The organism is Thermorudis peleae, assembly GCF_000744775.1.
Classification (GTDB): domain Bacteria; phylum Chloroflexota; class Chloroflexia; order Thermomicrobiales; family Thermomicrobiaceae; genus Thermorudis; species Thermorudis peleae.
Map to the genome: position 1 here is coordinate 58,667 of NZ_JQMP01000004.1, position 17,423 is coordinate 76,089.

Annotated in this window: 12 protein-coding genes; 8 read left to right on the forward strand and 4 right to left on the reverse strand. The window is 55.4% G+C overall.

The window, feature by feature from the left end; genetic code table 11:
* Positions 1 to 57 precede the first annotated feature (57 nt).
* From recF to N675_RS10195, 6 genes are all read left to right on the forward strand, one after another.
* Complete coding sequence (gene recF / locus N675_RS10170; protein WP_051914622.1) at positions 58 to 1,287, forward strand: DNA replication/repair protein RecF; 1,230 nt, start codon at positions 58 to 60, stop codon at positions 1,285 to 1,287.
* A gap of 130 nt (positions 1,288 to 1,417) precedes the next feature.
* Positions 1,418 to 2,455 (forward strand): cytochrome c oxidase subunit II, encoded by a 1,038-nt coding sequence (gene coxB / locus N675_RS10175; RefSeq protein WP_038039818.1) that lies wholly within the window; start codon positions 1,418 to 1,420, stop codon positions 2,453 to 2,455.
* Positions 2,456 to 2,471: 16 nt separating this feature from the next.
* Complete coding sequence (ctaD, locus tag N675_RS10180) at positions 2,472 to 4,406, forward strand: cytochrome c oxidase subunit I (protein WP_038039819.1); 1,935 nt, start codon at positions 2,472 to 2,474, stop codon at positions 4,404 to 4,406.
* Positions 4,407 to 4,454: 48 nt separating this feature from the next.
* Positions 4,455 to 5,057, forward strand: a complete 603-nt coding sequence (locus N675_RS10185) for a cytochrome c oxidase subunit 3 (protein ID WP_231578014.1) — start codon at positions 4,455 to 4,457, stop codon at positions 5,055 to 5,057.
* Positions 5,058 to 5,091: 34 nt separating this feature from the next.
* Positions 5,092 to 5,397 carry a cytochrome C oxidase subunit IV family protein gene (locus N675_RS10190; protein WP_038039820.1) on the forward strand — a complete coding sequence of 102 codons (306 nt, stop codon included), beginning with the start codon at positions 5,092 to 5,094 and terminating at the stop codon, positions 5,395 to 5,397.
* A 173-nt stretch (positions 5,398 to 5,570) separates the two neighbouring features.
* Positions 5,571 to 7,628, forward strand: a complete 2,058-nt coding sequence (locus tag N675_RS10195; protein WP_038039821.1) for a sodium-translocating pyrophosphatase — start codon at positions 5,571 to 5,573, stop codon at positions 7,626 to 7,628.
* Positions 7,629 to 7,686: 58 nt separating this feature from the next.
* Here N675_RS10195 and N675_RS10200 read toward each other — a convergent pair whose 3' ends face one another.
* From N675_RS10200 to N675_RS10215, 4 genes are read right to left on the reverse strand one after another with little or no spacing between them, the layout of a single operon-like run.
* Positions 7,687 to 8,634: a ribokinase gene (locus tag N675_RS10200; RefSeq protein WP_051914623.1), complete on the reverse strand. Its 948-nt coding sequence runs from the start codon at positions 8,632 to 8,634 to the stop codon at positions 7,687 to 7,689.
* A 1-nt stretch (position 8,635) separates the two neighbouring features.
* Positions 8,636 to 11,479: a DUF4129 domain-containing transglutaminase family protein gene (locus N675_RS10205; RefSeq protein ID WP_038039822.1), complete on the reverse strand. Its 2,844-nt coding sequence runs from the start codon at positions 11,477 to 11,479 to the stop codon at positions 8,636 to 8,638.
* A 21-nt stretch (positions 11,480 to 11,500) separates the two neighbouring features.
* On the reverse strand, positions 11,501 to 12,790 hold the full coding sequence (locus tag N675_RS10210; protein WP_038039823.1) for a DUF58 domain-containing protein: 1,290 nt from the start codon (positions 12,788 to 12,790) through the stop codon (positions 11,501 to 11,503).
* Positions 12,791 to 12,803: 13 nt separating this feature from the next.
* A complete protein-coding gene (locus tag N675_RS10215) occupies positions 12,804 to 13,805 on the reverse strand; it encodes an AAA family ATPase (protein ID WP_051914624.1) in 1,002 nt (333 codons plus the stop codon).
* A 301-nt stretch (positions 13,806 to 14,106) separates the two neighbouring features.
* Here N675_RS10215 and polA point away from each other — a divergent pair, with 301 nt between their 5' ends.
* Together polA and N675_RS10225 are read left to right on the forward strand one after the other, a co-directional pair.
* Complete coding sequence (gene polA, locus N675_RS10220) at positions 14,107 to 16,881, forward strand: DNA polymerase I (protein WP_038039825.1); 2,775 nt, start codon at positions 14,107 to 14,109, stop codon at positions 16,879 to 16,881.
* A 77-nt stretch (positions 16,882 to 16,958) separates the two neighbouring features.
* Entirely contained in the window at positions 16,959 to 17,210 is a 252-nt protein-coding gene (locus N675_RS10225) for an FmdB family zinc ribbon protein (protein WP_038039826.1), read from the forward strand.
* Positions 17,211 to 17,423 lie beyond the last annotated feature (213 nt).

A 17,423-nucleotide genomic window follows, 5' to 3' on the forward strand; every position in this document is an offset into this window, starting at 1 on the left:
ATGATCGCAACGAGTTGGCATGCTTGACACAGCGCAACGCGCTGAGCGGAGGTAACCGTGTACCTCACCCACCTCCATTTGGAGGAGTTTCGTTGCTTTCACCGACTTGATCTCTCTCTTCCTCCGGAGGGGATTCGGCTGATCGGTCACAATGGAGCAGGGAAGACCTCAGTACTCGAAGCACTCTACGTGCTTGCCACCTTCCGCTCATTTCGCACAAGTACGGAACGGCAGCTTATTCATCGAGACAGTGGGCGCGACCTCGGGGTGCAGCCATACGCTCGCCTTGTCGCTCAGTTGCTGACTGAGGAAGGTGATCGCCAAACACTCGAAGTGACGATTACGATCGATGAAGACAGTGGTACAGCCCGCAAGCGTGCGAAGATCGACGGCACTCCGCGACGGGCAACTGATGCGGTTGGTACGCTGCGTGTTGTGTTGTTCTCCCCCGAAGATCTTGACCTTGTCCTCGGTTCACCTTCACTGCGACGGCGCTATCTCGACATCACCCTCTCCCAAATCGACCGGCTCTATCTCCAGGCGTTGAGTCGCTATCACCGCATTTTGGAACAACGGAATAGCTTACTCAAACATCTTGCTACGCACGGAAACAACAGCCGCACCCTAGCAGAACAACTTGCCTTTTGGGATGAGCAACTTGTCGTGCACGGGAGCTACATTATTGCCACGCGCATCCAGTACATAGCACAACTCTCGCGCGCTGCACAGCGTGCCTTTCGCGCGCTTAGCCGGAACCAGCAGGAGTTTTCACTTCGCTATCACGCATCGCTTCCGTTGCCACCGCCTGTTCTTGAGCAATTGAGTGTGCTGGATCGAGAAGACGCACAAGCAACACTTTCTCCGCGCTACAGCGCATTCTTACAGCAGATGCGGGCTGATGAACTTCGACGTGGCGTCACGCTCGCTGGGCCGCATCGGGATGACCTGCAATTTCTTCTCGCTGGCGAACCACTCGCCGACTACGGATCTCGTGGGATCCAGCGACTCGCAGTGGTTGCGACGAAACTTGCTGAAATTGAGCTCGTGTTCGCAGCGACACAAGAATATCCGGTTCTGCTGCTCGACGACGTGCTTTCCGAGCTTGATCCCATCAACCAAAACACTCTCCTCGAAGCACTCGCGCCCTTACCAGCGCAGCGCATTATTACCGCAGTCAGCAGTGCAGCCCTCAATCATCCGGCACTTGCCGCACTTCCCTGCTGGACTGTTACCGTCGATGCAGCCTCATCGCCACACCTTATCCAAGACGTTGTCGATATGCGGTAAGACGGCGCCATGAAAGGCCTGTGAATGCATGCACAATCCTCGTGACAGGACAAACAGTTACGGGTAGGATATAGGAGGTGGCCAGTTGGCCCCGTGGCTAGGCGGCGTCGTACGTGTAGTGAGGAGCGCGATGAAAAGCCAAGCAGTATGGCGATGGCTACGTCAAGCGTCCATCATTGGGGCGGTAGCCTTAGCAGCGGCAGGCTGCGGTGTCGTCGGGCGAGGGCCAGCGTCAACGGCGTTGCCGGCTGGCGACAACGCCAAGACCATCTGGGACATGTTTATCTGGATCTTTTGGATTTCCGTTCTCGTCTTCCTGGTTGTCGCAGTAGTGCTTACGATCGCCTTGATTCGCTTCCGCGAGCGGCCTGGCGAGACACGGTTACCCCGACAAATTCACGGGAATACCAGACTTGAAATTGCCTGGACGCTTGTCCCGGTAGTTATCCTCGCGGTGATTGCCGTGCCAACGATTTCCAACATCTTCGCGTTCGATCGTGATCCAGGCCCCAATGCCATTAAAGTGAAAGTCATTGGCCACCAGTGGTGGTGGGAGTTCCAGTATCCCGATTACAATATTGTTACCGCTGACGATCTTCATATCGTGGTGAACCGCCCAGTTCTGCTTGAAATGACCTCAGCCGATGTAATTCATAGCTTCTGGCCACCGGAACTCTCAGGGAAGCGTGATGCGATCCCAGGGAAAACCAATCTCTGGTCATTCACGCCGCTGAAGACTGGAGAATACCAAGGGCAATGCGCCCAATTCTGTGGCGACCAGCATGCGAATATGCGCTTCCGCGTTATTGTGCAAACACAGGAAGAATTCGATGCCTGGGTCAAGCAACAGCAACAGCCAGCGGCTGATGTCAGCAATAACCCCCTCGCAGTCAAAGGTCAGCAGATATTCTTTACGCCCAGTAATGGCTGCATCGGCTGCCACATGATCAATGGCACCCAGGCACAGGGTAAAGTTGGACCAAACCTGACGCACTTTGGGAGCCGTGATATCATTGCAGGTGGGATACTGACAAATACACCGGAAAACCTCAGTAAATGGCTGACTGACCCGCAAGCAGTCAAACCTGGAGCGAAGATGGTACTCCCGCGCAAGCTGACGCCGGATGAAGTGCAGGCCCTCGTCGCATACCTCGAGAGCCTAAAGTGAGGGGATGGAGGATTCCATGGTCGAGTCGGCAGTGAGACTCGAACGGGCCCATTACGGTCGGCGGTCGAAGATTGTTGAATGGATCACGACCGTTGACCATAAGAAGATTGGCATTCTTTACCTCTGGACAGCATTTGCTTTCCTGCTCATTGCGGGGTTACTCGCACTCATCATGCGAACGCAGCTTGCTGTACCGGAAAACAAGCTGCTAAGCCCACAAACCTACAACGAACTGTTCACCATGCACGGCACCATCATGATCTTTATGGCAGTGATGCCGCTGAATGCGGCGTTCTTCAACGTGCTTGTCCCACTCATGATCGGTGCTCGTGACGTTGCTTTCCCACGGCTTAATGCCTTCAGCTACTGGACCTTCGCGCTTGGCGGCATCTTGATGCTGAGTAGCTTCCTCTTTGGAGCAGTACCCAATGGCGGCTGGTTCGGCTATACGCCACTTACCAGCGATATTCGCTACACACCGGGGCTGCATATCGACTTTTGGGTTTTCGGCCTCCAGTTGCTCGGCATCGGCACGCTCGTGTCAGCGCTGAACTTCTTCGTCACGATTGTCAACATGCGAGCTCCGGGCATGAGCTTAATGCGCATGCCAGTCTTCGTCTGGATGACTTTGGTCACTTCCGTCCTCATCTTGCTTGCCTTCCCATCCCTGACTGTTGGTCTCTTCATGATCATGTTTGACCGGCTGTTTGGGACGAACTTCTTCAACCCAGCCGCTGGTGGCGATCCAGTCGTTTGGCAGCACCTGTTCTGGATCTTTGGCCATCCTGAGGTGTATATCCTCGTTCTGCCGCCAATGGGAATCATCTCCGAAATTCTGCCGACGTTTGCCCGAAAGCCACTCTTTGGCTACCCCTTCGTCGTCTTTGCCGGCATTGCGATCGCCTTCCTCTCGTTTGGTGTCTGGGCACATCACATGTTCACCGTTGGCCTGGGCACTGTTCCGAATGCAGTCTTTGCGACAACGACCATGCTGATCGCGATCCCGACCGGCGTCAAGATCTTCAACTGGCTTGGAACACTCTGGGGTGGATCAATTCGCTTCACGACAGCAGCACTGTATGCGATTGCCTTCATCCCGCTTTTCACGATTGGCGGCATCTCTGGTGTCATGCATGCCAGTGTGCCACTTGACTACCAGCAGCACGATACCTATTTCATTGTTGCCCACTTCCATTACGTACTTGGACTTGGCTCACTCACGGCCATTCTGGCGGGCATTTACTTCTGGTTCCCGAAGATGTTCGGACGGATGCTTGATGAACGGCTGGGCAAGATTCAATTCTGGGTCCAGATCATTGGTATGAACTTGACCTTCTTCCCCATGCACTTCCTCGGCATTGATGGGATGGAGCGGCGATACTACACATGGCCAGCTGGCTTCGGGTATGAGCCTTGGCACCTGATGGCGACCATCGGCGCCTATATCCAGGCTCTTGGTTTCTTGATCTTCCTTGTCAATGTCGTGAAGACCTTCCGCCAGCCAGCAACAGCACCAGCAGATCCGTGGGATGGCCGTACACTTGAGTGGTCTATTCCGTCGCCTCCTCCAGCCTACAACTTCGCGCGAATCCCAATCGTTCGTGGCCGTGAAGCGTGGTGGCTTGAGAAGTATGGAACCAGCCATCAGCCGACCCGCCGTCCACAACCAGCTACGCAGCCACCTATCGCTGGTGGTCAGCCTGACAGTGAGGCCCATCATGCAGAAGACGACGCACTCCTCATGATGCATCTGCCCAATCCATCGTGGATGCCGCTTATTACGTCAATCGGGTTGACAATTATGGCGGCCGGTGGGATTGTCTACCGAAGCGAGTCATTCCATAGTCTTGGATTCCCGGTGATCGGTATTGGCGCGGTCATTGTGTTAATTAGCTTGCTTGGTTGGGCGTTCGAGCCAATCCATGGTAGCCACGCCCCTGAGCATGCGTAAACACTTGGATTGGCAAACGGCACGTTGCAGGAGAGGAAGGAGTAACCCGTGAGCGGAACGGCAGTGAGCCACGCTCCGGAAGAACACGCGACAAACACCGGTATTTCAAATAACAAGCTCCTCATGTGGACCTTCCTGGCCTCCGACTGCATGTTCTTCGGTTCTCTCATTTGGGTCTACATGGCGTACCGTGGGCGGAGCGTACAGGGGCCGTATCCTCAGGATGTCCTCAACATCCCTTACACCTCGGTGAGCGCTGCAGTTCTGCTCCTGAGTAGTTTGGCCATGGTGCTCGCGCTTCACGGTATTCAGCACGGAAATATGCGCCGGTTTCGGGTTTGGCTCGCAGCAACTGCCGTTCTTGGCACGCTTTTCCTGGGCGGCCAATACTATGAGTTCACCGAGTTCTACCGCCACGGCCTGTCGCTGCAGCAAAATCTCTTTGGCACGACCTTCTTTGTCCTCACCGGATTTCACGGCACACACGTCGGTATTGGAGTGATCTGGCTGCTCATCTTGAATTTGATGTCGTTTTTTGGGAAGCTTACTCCAGCAAACGCTGAGCGCGTCGAGGTTGCTGGGCTCTATTGGCACTTTGTTGACATTGTCTGGATTGTCATCTTCACACTCGTGTACCTGATTCCATACTAGGGCTGTCCGGGCAGCAGGAAAGGCAAGGAAAGCAATGGCCAGCCGAGCGCCAGCATCAGCTACACAGTCGTCTCACCCAACGCAATTGACCTATGTGCGCGTTGCCGTAGTCCTCACGATTGTCACCGTCTTTGAAGTAGCAACCTATTACCTGCAACATGTTCTTGGACCAGTTATGATTCCGCTCTTGCTCACTCTCGCTGCTATAAAATTTGTCTTGGTTGTTGGATTTTACATGCATTTGAAATTCGATCCCCCACTGCTTCGCGGAGTCTTTGGCTGGGGGCTCTTCGTCGCGATGGCGATCATTGTAACGATGATTGCACTCTACAAGCTCTAGCAGCGTTGCAAGGAAGGAGCTTTCCTGACCGAACAGCCGCTGGCTTTTCCACGGCAAGATTCGTCAACGCGTCCGGCCTGGGACGCACACGTGGCTCGGGCCGGCGTTTCTCTGCCTAGTTCTAAAATATTTGGTGATGACGTGTGCAGCTTGGTGGGAGGGGAACGTGTAGCATGGTCACAACTGGACTTGTCATTGCAATCGTGGCTGCACTTGCGGCAATTCTCTATGGCGCCGCTCTAGTACGCTGGGTACTGGCTCAGCCAGCTGGCGACGAGCGTATGCGTGCCATCGCTAGCGCAATCCAAGAAGGCGCGGAAGCCTACATGCGTCGCCAGTACACTGTTGTGGCAATTGTCGCAATCGTCATCGCGGTTCTTCTTGCGCTGCTTGTGAGCCCAACGACGGCAATTGGCTTCCTCATTGGCGCTATTGCGTCAGCGCTTGCTGGTTTCATCGGCATGAGCATCGCGGTGCGGGCAAATGTCCGGACGGCCGAAGCAGCCAAGCGCGGGCTGGAATCCGCACTTCGTGTCGCCTTTCGTGGCGGCTCGATTACTGGCTTGCTGGTTGCCGGACTCGGACTCCTCGCGGTAAGCGCCTTCTATACCGTCACGCGCAACGTTGACGCGCTTGTCGGTCTCGGCTTTGGTGGAAGCTTGATTTCGGTCTTTGCGCGCATCGGTGGCGGAATCTATACCAAAGCTGCTGATGTTGGCGCCGACCTCGTGGGGAAGGTTGAAGCAGGCATTCCGGAAGACGACCCGCGCAACCCGGCCGTTATTGCTGATAATGTCGGAGACAACGTTGGTGACTGTGCCGGCATGGCAGCTGACCTCTTCGAGACCTATGCCGTAACCGCTATTGCCGCTATGCTCCTTGGTCATCTCGTTTTTCACAACGAGCAAGCTGTCGTCTTTCCCCTCGTCCTTGGCGCAGCATCAATCGTGACATCGATTATCGGCACCTTCTTCGTTCGCCTCGATCAGAGCCGCTCAATTATGCGGGCCCTCTACAAAGGGCTTGCGGCAAGCATGATTCTTGCGGCAATTCTCTTCTACCCCATTACCGCATGGTTGATGGGCTCAAACACGGTGATTACGAATACCCCAGTGACGCTCTATGGCATTACGCTAGCACTCTCAGCAACAACCAAGCTCTGGCTGTGTGCTCTGATCGGCTTGATCGTTACCATTGGTGTCGTCATCTTCACGGAGTACTACACTTCAGAAAAATACAGCCCCGTCAAGCAGATTGTCCTTGCCTCTGAAACAGGACACGCAACCAACATCATCTCCGGACTTGCAGTGTCAATGCGAGCCACTGCCTTGCCGATTGTCTTAATCGCGCTGGCAATCTACACTGCCTACAACCTCACCGTCACGCCAAATGCTCCGTATTCTGGGCTGTATGGACTTGCCGTTGCGGCAATGGCTATGCTCTCAATGACCGGCATGATCGTGGCAATCGACTCGTTCGGTCCAATTACCGACAACGCTGGTGGCATTGCTGAGATGGCGGAACTGCCGGACAGTGTCCGGGACGTGACCGATCCGCTTGATGCGGTTGGCAACACAACGAAGGCCATCACCAAGGCCTACGCGATTGGATCAGCAGGTCTGGCAGCGCTTGTCCTCTTTGCATCGTACTTCCTTGAAATCAGCGGTAAGGTGCAGTTTGAACTTTCCAATCCACGGGTGGTCATTGGCCTGCTCATCGGCGCCGCGTTGCCTTATCTCTTCGCAAGCATTCTGATGGATGCTGTCGGCAAGGCTGGCGGCGCAGTAGTTCAAGAAGTACGCCGGCAATTTCGGGAAATTCCGGGCTTACTTGAAGGGCGCGCGCGACCAGAGTATGGCCGCGCTGTTGACATTGTGACGCGTCGGGCTTTGCGCGAGATGCTTGTCCCAGCGCTGATCCCAGTGCTCGGTCCGATCATTGTTGGCCTGACACTTGGCAAAGAGGCAGTCGGTGGGCTTTTGATCGGTTCAATCACCACCGGTCTCTTCGTTGCCATCTCGATGACCACGGGTGGCGCAGCGTGGGACAACGCGAAGAAAGCCATTGAGGCGGGAGCACAGGGTGGAAAAGGCAGCTTTGCTCACCAGGCCGCTGTTACCGGCGATACTGTCGGCGACCCATACAAGGACACCGCTGGGCCAGCCGTCAACCCGATGATCAAGGTCGTCAATATCGTTGCCCTTCTGCTGGTCGCAGCACTCAGCTGGTAGTCATCGTTCCACTTCGAAGACATACCCCCACCGTCTCCACTCCAGACGGTGGGGGTATTTATGTGGCATGGTCGACGAGATTATTGTGAAGCGGTTGGCGCGCAACCGCGTCTGCAATTTCAGCTCGTGTCGGCAGGGAAGGCTGCGCACCCGCTCGCTGCACTGCGATTGCCCCGGCCCACACAGCCCAGGGGGCAAGGTTCGCCCAGGACCATCCCTCAGCGCGAAGTGCCACTAGCACGCCAATGAAGGCATCGCCAGCGGCCGTCGTGTCGACTACAGCAACACGCGGTGCTTCGACAAGGAATTGCTGATGCTCAAAGCAGAAGAGTGCACCCTCCTGACCAAGTGTGACGACGACAACCCTGGGACCACGTGAACGGAGTGCAGCAGCAAGCTTGACAGGAGCATCGTCAGCCAGGCCACTGAGTTGCGCTGCTTCGGCACGATTCACAATCAACACATCGATGAATGGCCACAGTTCGTCAATCATCCCTGCTGGCGGGGTTGCATTGAGCACCGTCGTGCTCCCCTGCCCGCGCGCAAGTCGAAAGGCTTCAAGCACAGCCGCCGCTGGGATCTCCAGCTGAGCACACCAGATGTCAGCATCAGGCAGAAGATTGCTTATCCAAAGATCACGAATATCTGTGGGCGATAGGGTCCCATTTGCCCCTGGAAAGACACTAATGGTATTTTCGCCATTGTCAGCGACGTGAATTACCGCAACGCCGCCTGGCACGCCATGACGTCGCAGTACACGCGTTATGTCAATGCCCTCTTCTTCAAGATCACGGATCCGTTCATGACTAAAGGCATCATCACCAACAGCGCCGATAAAGATCGTCTCGGCACCACAGCGCGCGGCAGCAATGGCCTGGTTTGCCCCTTTGCCACCGCCATAGACGGCGAAGCCGTTCGCCGTCAGGGTCTCACCCGGTTGGGGAAACCGCGGAACACGAACGACGAGATCGGTGTTGATGCTGCCGACAACGACGACCCGGCCCATCCTATACCCGTTGCGGTTCCCAGACAATCTGTCGATCGCGGCGCCAGAAGTACAGGACACGGCGGAGGAAGCAACCGCGCAGGACTGTCCACGCATGCTGTGCCTGCTGCAGTTCCTCAGCAGATAAGGTGTGTTTGCCGTATTGTTCGCGAGTATAGAGATCAGCAAGAAGACGAGCTGCATATCGCGCTTCAGGAAAAACGCGGCCAAGAAGGCGGGCAAATTCATACGGCGTCAAACTTGCGCGCCAAGGAATGCCTGTCCAGCGTGCTGCTCGTTGCGCTTTCAGCATGAGGCGCGCAGCCGGGCGCAATCCGCGCGTTCCCCACGACCACGCAAGCGTAAAGCACGAGAAGAGAAGCAACACCGCAAGCACAACTCCTGCTAAGATCAGCGACGTGCGCGAGTGCGCTGCGGCATTCTGATCAGGAATTGGACCGACCGCTCCTGACCCTTCGGCGGCGAAGGGATCGTTCAGTTCAGCTCGGCGCTCATCAACAGCTGAGGTGACACCACTTGTCCCACTCAGGACATCAGAACCGCTGGTGCTATTCGGCGCGTTGAATTCGCCGCGACCAACGATGGCTCGCGCCGCAGTCGGTTCAAAGGTAATCCAGCCGTAGCCCGGGAAAAATACTTCGACCCAGGCATGCGCATTTCGGTCACGATAGAGGAACCCATTGACCTGCGGATCAAAGTCGCCAGGATAATAGCCGGTGACGAGACGACTCGGAATGCCGAGAATCCGGAGCAGTTCGACCATAGCACTGGCGTAGTAGGTGCAGTAGCCTTCTGGTCGCTGAAACAGGACATAGTCCACGACGTCATCAGTCGGCGGGGCCGGAACGTTCTCGTTATAGGTAATGTGCTGGCGGAGGTATTGCTCAATCGTGACCGCAACGTCGTATGCATTGGTCTTCCCGGCGGCAAGCGATTGGGCCAGTTGGCGCGTGCGATCAGAAACAACTGATGGAAGTTGCGTATAGCGCTGGTAAATCGATTCGGGATAAATCCCCCAGTCGGTCACAATGACGCCCTGATCGCCTGGGACAAACGTTGTACTCTCGCTAATGAGCGACGCAAGGCAATTCGGAATCCCACTCGCACAGGGATACCGTGGAGGCAGCCAGGCAGCGGAAGGATTGGGTTCCTGAACAGGGGCGGCTTCACTTGCTTTGCGCAACTGGTCAGGTGTTGCCGTGCTAAATCGAGCAGTAACGGTATACTGCGTCCCTTTCTTCATCGTATCCTGGACAAATGCAGCAGTTACATCGTTGTAATCAGGAAGCATACCTGAAACCGTTATGTATCGAACACGATAGTGCTGGTTTACTGGACCAATAAAGAAGTGAACTCGGATGCCCTGCGTCCGCAACTGTTGCAATTGTTGGGCAATTGCACTCCATTCTGCTGGCAACGCTAACGTCGGTGATGACGACTCGGTTGCTGACGGTGTTGGAGAGGGCTGCTCCCCTGAGGGGGTCGCCTGAGGCGTTGGCGTAGCCGGAGGTGGCGTAAAATCCGCCTGCTGGAGCAACTGAACGAGCGGCCAGAGAACTGGTGAGACTGAAGCAGCTGATGCTTGCTGGACATCGATGACCATCCGGTTATAGCTAAACCAGCTCAATTCCACGCGCGACGGCTGATCAAGGGAAACAAGGTCACCGCTGGTGAAGAAAACTGGGCCCCGTGGCGAAAGAATCTCGATTTGGAACGTATGCGGTTGTCGCGCTTGGTCTACCCATGCCGACTGAGGAAGGGGCTGATTTGCCGGTAAATCAAGCATCGGCGTCGTTGGTGTCGAGGAAGCGGTACTCGACTGTACTACCGATGCAGGCGGATTGCTCACAGAAGTCCGTGACTCCGGTGCGACATCAGCAATCCAGGTCCGCCCCGTAAACGTGCTGTAGCGCTGCGCAACCAGGTAGGGAGCGACATCGCCGCGAACTACTAAGACCGGATCATTGCTCAGTTGCAGCGGCCCGCCAACGTCAAAACTGGTACTGAAGCTTGCGAAGCCACCGACACCAAATGCTCCTCCCGGTCCGCGGATGGAAGGAAACCAACGGGCCAGCGTATTTCGTGTCTCAATCCACGGCCCATTGACGCGCTGCCACATTGACGACATTCCATCATTGCGGGTCGTAAACGGGACGATCCAGCCCAAAACGAGCACACCAAGAGCCAGATAGCTGAGTGTCCAGAGTGCTTGCCAGATCAATGACGGTGTGTATGGGATACCAAGGCGTCGCCAACGCAACTCCCGAAGCGCGAAGTGGACGCGGCCAACGAGAATCATCGCAAACAAGAGATAGAAAATGAGCAGTGCCACCGAAACCTGACGGGAGAACCCAAGATTCGTAAGAAGAACGATTCCTGGAACAATGACACTCAACCAGGCATGCTGGCGTCGGAAGACGAGCCAAGCGGGGAATGCGCCGATGAGATAATGCAACACTGCCATGAGTGCCAGAAACAAGTAGAAATCCTGCGCCTGGCCACCATGGCGAACGGCGTATACCCATTCACTCCACCGTTCCCAAAGGAACGCAAGCTTCGCACGATCACCGCCGATGGAATCAGGCAATACGCCAACGAGCTGCCATGCAATAACAACAGCACCGATCGCGAGGTTACCAAGCCATGCAAGCCACTCAGGAATTGATAACGCGGCGAGAATAAGGCTTGCTATAACACCAAGAACCGTAATGATAGGCAAAATCTGGAGATCATCGCTCCAATTCGCTTGTTCGGTTGAGAGCGCCGCCAGCCAGCAGATCCCCAGCACTAACCAGACAGACATCCAGCCACTTGCTGGACGAAGCCGGCTGAACACGGCCGACATTCCGTACACTCCTTTCACCCGCTAGGCCCAGTTACTGGTTGCCAAGGTTGCTGACCAGGCTGGGGACGTCAGTGCTCGCGCGATGTCATCACCATACTTGATCAGGATAGTCGGAACCCCAAGTGCAGCTAAACTCGCCACTGGTGCAAGCGTTTGAGGCTTTCCGCTTGTGAACGTGCTCGGCTCAATGACGATAGCAATACTGCGGATCTGCCGCTCGGCGAGGTCAACCAAGGCACGCACCCATGCTTCTTCGGGCGATGGCGTGATCACAGCAAGGATCGATCGGCGATTGACAAGCCCAAGGTCTTCCGCCAAAACCTGATCAAGTCTCCGCATGCCGTCTGCCTGCAGCACGGCCAGGTGCTCAAGAATTTTGACAAGTTGCCGTGCCCCTCGATCAGCTGGAACAACAACTGGTTCGCGCGTGTTGAGAATCACGCCAACAGCGTGATTCTGATCGAGAAAGTGCCGCGCGAGTGAGGCCGCAACGGTCACGGCATACTCCTCCGTCGAATCCAGCCAATAGCGTAACGGAAGACGACCGTTGCTTGTTCCCGCAACAGCGGGTGGCAGATGATCGGGCGCAGGAGCACGGACATGATAGCGGCTATCACCATCAACAACAATCCAGAGGTCAGCTGAAGGATCAAGCTCAAACTCTTTCACCATCAGTCGACCGGTTCGTGCCGTGACTGACCATGCAATACGGTTAAAGCTATCGCCTGGCACGTAATCGCGCACGCCAGCGGCATTGGGAGTCACAAATGGAGTGCGTCGCTGTAGAGCGTTTCCGCCCGTTGATTCACCGAAGGGTAAGCGAAAACCCGTCAAATCAACCGTCGCTGGATACACAATGAGTTCATGTTCATATGGAACAACTTTACGTACCGAAAAAAGGCCAAACGGATCGCCGCTTGCCAACGTCATTGGTCCAAGGCGAAAACGGCCACGGCGAGCACACCACGTCTGCACTTTCCAATTCGCAACATCGTGCGGTCCAAGACGAATGACACGGCTTACCTGATGGCCTGGTAGTGTTGACTGGTCCAGCACTTCTACCCAGAGCTTCGAGAAGCGGCTCTGATTTTCCACACGCAAGCGTTCTATTAATAAGTCACCGACTTGGGCACGATCAGAGAGTGTCTGGCGAGTAAGCACGAGGCCACGCAGGCTAAGACGGCTCCAGAGATAGGAGAGCAGTAAGAGGCCGAGCAACATGAAGAACAGCTTGTCGAAAACTGACCAGCGATTAAGCTGTGCCAGTATGAGAAGCAGCAGTGCCAGCGCCGTCACTTTTATCCAGTTCATCGCCAACACTCAGCTAACTGTGAAATGGTAAGCGTGCCCACGGTGATGCCGGTTGAGCAGCTCGCACCGGCTGAGAACCCGGAACAGGAACACGCGCAAGAACGTCCTGGACAATGGACCGGCTATCAACATTGCGCATGCGGGCAGCCGGATTGACGATGATGCGGTGAGCAAGGGTTGGCTCAGCAAGCTCTTTGACGTCATCGGGAATGACATAGTCACGTCCCTGCATCGCGGCCCACGCTCGCGCAGCGTTATAGAGCGCGAGTGACCCGCGTGGACCAGCACCGAGATAGACTTCATCATGCTGTCGCGTGGCTTCCACCAGCGAGACAATATACTCCTTCAAGAGATCATCAACCTGGACATGACGAACGGCTTCTTGGGCTGCAACGAGTTCCTCAACCGTCACCACTTGGCGAAGTTGCTCGAGCGGATGTTGATAATGTTGACGATCAAGGATTTCGACTTCACCACGATGACTTGGGTATCCAAGAGAAAGCCGGATAAGGAAACGGTCAAGCTGTGCCTCTGGCAGCGGAAACGTTCCTTCATATTCAATCGGATTCTCGGTCGCTAACACAATGAATGGAACAGGCAAGGCATAGGTAACACCGTCGACAGTGACCTGGTTTTCCTCCATCGCTTCAAGGAGCGCTGACTGTGTTTTCGGCGTTGCCCGGTTGATCTCATCAGCGAGCACAATCTGGGCGATAATTGGACCAGGTCGATACTCGAACCGACCAGTCTGCTGGTTATAGACGCTTACACCAGTGACATCAGATGGAAGCAAGTCTGGCGTAAATTGGATTCGCTTGAAGCTACAGCCAATACTCCGCGCAATCGCCTTGGCCAAAACCGTCTTCCCAACACCCGGCACGTCTTCAATGAGGACATGTCCGCGACAAAGCAGTGCAACAAGGACAAGTCGGACTTCACGCGTCTTGCCAACGATCACGCGCTCGACGTTCTCGCTGATCCGCGTCGCAAGCTCCTGGACATCAACACTACTCATTGCCACTCCTTAAGTTCAGGGCACGAGTGCATCACAACGCTTGCGCATAGCCGACAGATTCATGCACGAATACTCACCGTGCACAGCAGACGGAGAGGAATCCGCCTGAATGATAGTGCACGTTGCGTCATTGACTGCCCCTTTCGCAAGGCAACCGTGATTATAGCAATTGCCGCCATGGCACAGACGGCTCACATCCCCACAGAATGAAAGCACCCCACTGTAACCAAAAAGAAAACGCCCGCTGAACAAGCGCTGCGTCCGTATAATCGCAGAGACAAGAATGTAAGGAGGACATGGTATGCCATCTGGGCGCTCCGCAACGCAACGGCCACGTCTGCTCCTCGTCGATGGTCATGGCCTCGCGTACCGTGCCTTTCATGCCCTGCCAGATACTTTGACAACAAGCAAAGGAGAGCCAACCAACGCCGTTTTTGGCTTTACGAGTATGCTGTTGGAAGCACTCAACCAACTGAAACCCGATTATGTCGTTGTTTGCTTCGACGCAGGCCGAACCTTTCGCCATGACCAGTTCACCGCATATAAGGCACACCGGCCAGAAATGCCAGATGACCTGCGACAGCAAATGGAACGCATTCGGCAAGTCGTTGAGGCGCTTGGTATTCCCATCTTTGCTCAAGAAGGGTATGAAGCTGACGACCTCATCGGAACACTTGCCCAACAGGCTGTTGCGCAAGGTTTCGACGTCGTCATCGTGACCGGCGACAACGATCTGTTGCAACTTGTGAACGGCCATGTCCAAGCCATTTTGCCTGGACGGCAACGCTTTGGTGAATTTCGCATTTTTGACCGAGAGGCGGTGCTTGCACGCTACGGGATCCCCCCCGAACGCATCCCGGACTTTAAGGCGCTGGTTGGCGACAGTTCAGATAACATTCCTGGTATTCCAGGAATCGGCGAAAAGACGGCAACGAAGTTGCTTCAACAGTACGGCTCACTGGAGGGGATTTACGCGCACCTTGAGGCAATTACTCCACCACGGATTCGTGAAGCCCTGGCTACGCATCGCGAAACAGTATGGCAAAGTCGGGACCTTGCGACAATCGTTCGCGATGCGCCAATGACGATTGACTGGGAACAATGCCGCTTTGGTTTGTTCGACCGCAACCGCGTCCTTGAGCTTTTCCGGGAGCTTGAATTCCGGAGCCTGGTCAATCGGTTGCCGGAACCGCGACATGCTCAGCCTCAGACTGCAGCAGCGCAGCCTCCTCTTGCGCAGCACTGCCAGATTGTTTGCGATCCTGACAGTTTAGCACGGCTGCAGGAAGATATCGCCCACACGCGCGCAATCGCGCTCGATGTCGAGACAACAGCTCTCCACCCCATGTATGCTGAACTGGTCGGCATTGCACTTGCGACAAGCCCCGAGCGTAGCTACTACATTCCCCTCGCCCACGCGAGCGCCGACGCACAACTGTCACGGGACGCGGTCCACCATGCCCTGAGCCCCCACTTCACACGACCAGATCTCACCATTTACGCCCACCATGGGAAATATGACGCGCTTGTCCTGGAGCGAGCCGGTTTTGCGCGTCCGCACATCGACTTTGACACCATGATTGCCGCGTATCTCCTCGGTGAAAGCGCGCTGGGATTGAAGGAGCTTGCCTTTACCAAGCTCGGGATTGAAATGCAGCAGATTGAAGAGCTGATTGGCAAAGGGCGAGCTCAACTCACGATGGACCAAACACACATTGCACACGCCGCCCGGTATGCCTGTGCTGATGTAGAAGCGACCTATCGCCTTGTTGACGTACTGCGTCCGGCCCTCGCCGAGCAGCAGCAAGATCGCCTCTTCCATGAGATTGAATTGCCGCTGATTGACGTCCTGATCGACATGGAAAAGACGGGAGTCGCTATCGATACCGACTTTCTTGCAACACTTTCCCACCATACTGCTGGACAACTCCGCCAGCTGGAACGCCGCATTTACGATCTTGCTGGGCATCCTTTCAATATCAATTCAACCCAGCAACTCGCGCATGTGCTCTTTGAAGAACTGCGACTCCCGCGGGGACGAAGAACGAAAACAGGCTACTCGGTCAGTCAAGACGTGCTCGAAACCCTGCGCGAAAGTCATCCAATTGTCGATGCGATTCTCGAATATCGACAGCTCCTCAAACTCAAATCAACGTATATCGACGCTTTACCACGGCAGGTGCACCCGCAAACCGGTCGCGTCCATACGATCTTCCACCAAACGGTCGCCGCAACAGGCCGACTCAGTTCGTCCGACCCGAACCTGCAGAATATCCCGGTTCGGAGTGACATTGGCCAACAGGTGCGTCGAGCCTTCATCGCCGATAACCGGCCAGCGTTCCGACTCTTTGATGAACCAGCGGTATTTCTCTCGTGTGACTACTCGCAGATTGAGCTTCGCCTCATGGCGCACTTTAGCGGTGACGAAGCGCTCTTATCGGCCTTTGCGGAAGGCAAGGATATTCATGCAACCACTGCAGCCGAAGTCTTTGGGATCGACATCGAGAGTGTTACTCCGGAACTTCGCCGGATCGCGAAAGTCGTCAACTTTGGCATTCTGTACGGCATGCAAGCATTTGGGCTCGCGCGTGATACTGGCATGAGTCGAAGCGAAGCCCAGCGTTTCATTGAACGCTACTTTCAGCGGTTCCCAGGAGTAAAGCGCTATCTCGACAATGTCAAACAGCAGGCAGCCGAACGCGGATACGTCGAAACGCTCTTCGGCCGACGCCGCTATGTCCCGGATATTACGTCAAGCAATCCAAATCGACGCCAAGCAGCCGAGCGGATCGCTGTCAACATGCCACTACAGGGCACGGCTGCCGACATTATGAAGCTGGCGATGCTTCGCATTCATCGCCAGCTTCGCGAGCACGGGTTACGCAGTCGCATGGTTCTTCAAGTGCACGATGAATTGCTCTTTGAGGCACCCGAATCGGAAGTCACTCAGCTTGCATCCCTCGTCATCCGCGAGATGGAACAGGTCGTGACATTGCGGGTGCCACTCGTGGTCGAAGCCAAAGCGGGCCCGAACTGGGCTGACCTTGAGCCACTGCAAATCAAACTAGCGCAGTAGCCCTTGCTCAATGCGCGACGAGACAGTACAATCCGTAACAGCGAACGTGGTGTGCGGGACGTGGAGGGTGTGAGTGTATGCCAATTTATGAATACGAGTGCACAGCCTGCCACCATCGCTTTGAGGTGACCCAGCGCTTTAGTGATGAGCCCGTGCGCACCTGCCCGCAGTGTGGTCAGAGCGTGCGGCGACTTCTGTTCCCGGCTGGCATTATTTTCAAGGGATCAGGTTTCTACGTTACCGATAACCGCAAGAGCAACGGCGCATCCAGCGACGGTGCGGAAAAGCGCGAGACTGCGAGCGCAACATCGGAGAGCAAGAACGACTAGCATCGTTCGACAAACACACAAATCCGAAGAACTTCATGGAGAGGGCTTGCCTCTCCATTCTTTTCTGTTCACAGCATCGAAGACATTGCTGCATCATCGTAGGAGCATCATGACTTGCGGCAAATCCGACATACCATAGTTATCACCGCACTACCCTTGGCAATCGAGCAGTTGGCCTGCACAATAGTCCAGCGAAGGTCAGTGCGGTGGTGG